Consider the following 3457-nt stretch of genomic DNA (forward strand, 5'->3'; position numbering starts at 1 on the left):
CCCTGGAATGATTCCCTGGGCCCGGCGCCGGCGGGCGCTTCCTGAACCTTGCTCGCAAGGCTCCTGACCTGCGGATTCGTTGCGAATTGTCGCACCCATGGCCTACAATGGGCGCATGGAAGAAATGCTCGATGTCAATCAGCGACGCCGCCTCTACGGGCTCGCTGCCGAAATTCGTGCGGTGGAGGAGGGCCACAACGCCCGGGTGCTGCCGGACGGCTCGATCAGGGTGAAGGCCGAGTCGCATCCCGGGAGCTACCGCGTGGTGCTCCGGAAGATCGACGAGGGCTACCTGTGGTTCGGCTGCAGCTGCCGCTCCGGCGAGTACCGGACCTGGCTGCCGGTCCCGTGCAAGCACGCCGCCCTGGCCGCCCGCCGGCTGGAGCGGGAGGGACTGGCCCGCTGGGAGGACGGCACCTGGCGGCTGCGCGAACGGGCCCAGGTCCGCGGCGCCCGGCTGCTCCTGGCCCGCACCGTCCAGCGCCGACCGGCGCTGGTCGCCCCCGGGCTGGCCGACGCCGCCTGATGGCGCGCGGTTCCGCTGCCGCATCCACGATGCCGGCGCATGCACGGCGGCCTCACCACCTTGGGCCGGCCAGGTCCCAGCGGCTCGCGCCGTCCTAGCTACGAGACCCTGGTGGGCAGGCCGTCCCGGGGCGGCCGGAGGTGCCGTAGGCGCCTTGGATCCTGGCGTACACCTCGGCCATCTCCGCCTCTCCGAGGATGCGGGGGGTGAAGGCGGGGGCCAAGGAATGGGCCCGCAGCCAGACCTCGGCGACCCACTCCAGGTACAGGGCGCGGTCATAGGCCACCTCGATCGTCGGCCCGTAGGTGATGGCGCCGTGGTTGGCCAGCAGCACGCCCGAGCGGCCCTCGAGGGCGGCCACCACGTTGCCGGCCAGCTCCTGGCTGCCGAAGGTGGCGTAGGGGGCCACCCGGATGGGGCCGCCCATGACGGCCAGGACGTAGTGGATGGTGGGCAGCTCGTCCACCACCGTGGACACGACCGTGGCGGCCGTGGAGTGGGTGTGGACGACCGCCGCGGCGTTGGTGTGGGCGTAGATGAGCTGGTGGAAGGGAAGCTCGCTGGTCGGGGCGAGGTCCCCTTCCACCGGCGAGCCGTCCAGGTCCTGGACGCAGACCAGCTCGGGGGTGAGCGTGTCGTAGGCATGGCCGGCCGGCGTGACCGCCAGCAGGTCGCCGGCCCGGATGCTGAGGTTGCCCGAGGTCCCCACGACCAGCCGGTCGCTGGTCATGCGCCGCCCGTAGTCGGCGATCAGTTGACGCTCCCGATGAAGGCGCATGGGATACCCTCCGTGAGGCCGAACACAGCCTCTGTCTACGTTCGGGGTCGCCTGCCGCGCAGGTGCGCGTGGGCGGCGCCAGGCCGGTTGGGGGCCTGAACCCGCTGGCCGCCCGGGCGGGGTGGTCAGATGGCCTCGAAGCGCGGGTACTCGGGTCGCCACATGGCCTGGTAGACCTGCTGGACCGGGTTGTCGATGGTGACCTGGGCGAGGCCCTCGTCGTGGGCGGCCACGGCGACGGCGATGGCGACGGCGGCGGACACGGTGCGCAGGTCCTCGACCGGGGGCAGCAGCGGCGACCCGGGCGCGGTGGCGTCCGACAGGCGGGCCACGGCGTCGGCGGCCGCGGCGATCATCCGGTCGCTGATCCGGCTGGCCCGGGCGACGGTCACCCCCAGACCGAGCCCGGGGAAGACCAGCGCGTTGTTGGCCTGGGCGATCCGGTAGCTCCGGTCCTGGTACTCGACGGGCCCGAAAGGGCTGCCGGTGGCGACCAGCGCCCGTCCGCCCGTCCAGTTGATCAGGTCCTCGGGAAGGGCCTCGGCCCTGGAGGTCGGGTTGGAAAGGGGCATGATGATGGGCCGCTCAACGTGGCCGGCCATGTCCTTGACGATCGCCTCGGTGAACGCCCCGGCCTGGGTGGAGGTGCCGATCAGCATGGTCGGGCGCACGTTGGCGACGACCTCGGCCAGGCGGATGCCGTCGCCGCCGCTCGCCCAGCCGGCGACCTCGCCGGCCGGGCGGGCGTAGGGGAGCTGGAAGTCGTACATGCCCTGGGTCTCGTCGGTCAGCAGGCCGTTGCGGCCGAGCGGGTAGAAGCGACGGGCCGCCTCCTCGGCGGGGAGGCCCTCGCGGACCATGACGTCGCGCAGCATGTCGGCGATGCCCAGGCCGGCGGTGCCGGCGCCGTGGATGACCACCCGCTGGTCGCGCATGCGCTGGCCGGCCGCCCGGACCGCGGAGAACGCGGCCGCCAGGACCACCGCGGCGGTGCCCTGCATGTCGTCGTTGAAGGTGCAGACCTGGTCGGCGTAGCGGTTCAGGATCCGCCGGGCGTTGCTGGCGCCGAAGTCCTCCCAGTGCAGCATCGCGTGGGGGAACAGCTTGGTCGCCGCCGTCACGTAGGCGTCGATGAGCGCGTCGTAGCGCTCGCCGCGGACCCTGGGGTGCCGGTTGCCCAGGTACATCTCGTCGTTGAGCAGGGCCAGGTTGTCGGTGCCCATGTCCAGGACGACCGGGATCACCCGGCGCGGATGGATCCCGGCCGCGGCCGTGTACACGGCCAGCTTGCCGATCGCGATGTCGATCCCGCCGACCCCCTGGTCCCCGATGCCGAGGATGCCCTCGGAGTCGGTGGCCACGATCAGGTCGACGGCGTCGCCGCCGAGGCCGTAGTTGCCAAGGGCCGTCTCGACGTCCTGCGGCCCGTCGACGGACAGGTAGACCCCGCGCGGCCGCCGGTACTCGTGGCTGAACCGTTCGATCGCGATGCCGACGGTCGGGGTGTAGACGATCGGGAGCATCTCCTCGATGCGCTCGGTGAGCAGCCGGTAGAACAGCACCTCGTTGCGGTCGCGGAGGTGGGCCAGGTACACGTTCTTGGCCAGGTCGTCGGGCTGGCGCAGGTACTGCGCGTAGACCCGGCGCAGCTGGCCGTCGATCGTGGACACCCCGCCTGGCAGCAGCCCGGTCAGCCCCAGCGTCTCGCGCTCCTCCAGCGTGAACGCGGTGCCCCGGTTGATCATCGGCGTGGCCAGCACCTCGTTGCCGCGGGCCCGGATCCGGACCGGGTACCCGTCCTCGGGGCGACCCAGCTCGTACGGCCTCTCGTACATGTCGTCTCCTCTACGCACGGGGTCCGAGGACGTGGTCGATCAGCCAAGGATTGCGGAACGCGCCCCGCGGGTCGAGCCGGTCGGCCAGGCGCCTGAAGTCACCCAGGCGCTCGTACAGGGGGGCGATGGTGGTGGCGTCGGCCAGGAACACCTTGCCCCAGTGGGGTCGCGCCTGGCAGGGGGCGAGGGCGGCCTCCAGCTCGACGAGGGCGCGCTCGACCCCGGCCGGGTCGGGGTGCCAGGTGAAGTGGATGGCGATCGTGTCCTGCCGGTACTGGGGGCTCATCCACAGGTGGTCGGCGGCCACGGTTCGGACCT

At 72.1% G+C, this 3457-nt stretch carries 4 protein-coding genes; 1 reads left to right on the forward strand and 3 read right to left on the reverse strand.

The annotated features are described in order from the left end of the window. Nucleotides 1-115: 115 nt before the first annotated feature. Complete coding sequence (locus VF468_01880; protein ID HEX5877069.1) at nucleotides 116-526, forward strand: hypothetical protein; 411 nt, start codon at nucleotides 116-118, stop codon at nucleotides 524-526. A 94-nt stretch (nucleotides 527-620) separates the two neighbouring features. Here the strand turns inward: VF468_01880 and VF468_01885 are convergent, their stop codons facing one another. The 3 genes from VF468_01885 to VF468_01895 form a co-directional block, all read right to left on the reverse strand. Continuing rightward, nucleotides 621-1304, reverse strand: a complete 684-nt coding sequence (locus VF468_01885; protein ID HEX5877070.1) for a class II aldolase/adducin family protein — start codon at nucleotides 1302-1304, stop codon at nucleotides 621-623. Nucleotides 1305-1429: 125 nt separating this feature from the next. Continuing rightward, nucleotides 1430-3139: an NAD-dependent malic enzyme gene (locus tag VF468_01890; GenBank protein HEX5877071.1), complete on the reverse strand. Its 1710-nt coding sequence runs from the start codon at nucleotides 3137-3139 to the stop codon at nucleotides 1430-1432. A gap of 10 nt (nucleotides 3140-3149) precedes the next feature. Continuing rightward, on the reverse strand, nucleotides 3150-3457 hold a 308-nt coding region (locus VF468_01895; protein HEX5877072.1), incomplete at its 5' end, for a D-arabinono-1,4-lactone oxidase.

This window comes from Actinomycetota bacterium, from assembly GCA_036280995.1.
In the GTDB taxonomy this organism is placed as follows: Bacteria; Actinomycetota; CALGFH01; order CALGFH01; family CALGFH01; genus CALGFH01.

Bases quoted from the DNA above. Each gene is read 5' to 3' on its own strand.
- VF468_01880 (HEX5877069.1), top strand. From the start codon at position 116: ATGGAAGAAATGCTCGATGTCAATCAGCGACGCCGCCTCTACGGGCTC.
- VF468_01885 (HEX5877070.1), bottom strand. From the start codon at position 1,304: ATGCGCCTTCATCGGGAGCGTCAACTGATCGCCGACTACGGGCGGCGC.
- VF468_01890 (HEX5877071.1), bottom strand. From the start codon at position 3,139: ATGTACGAGAGGCCGTACGAGCTGGGTCGCCCCGAGGACGGGTACCCG.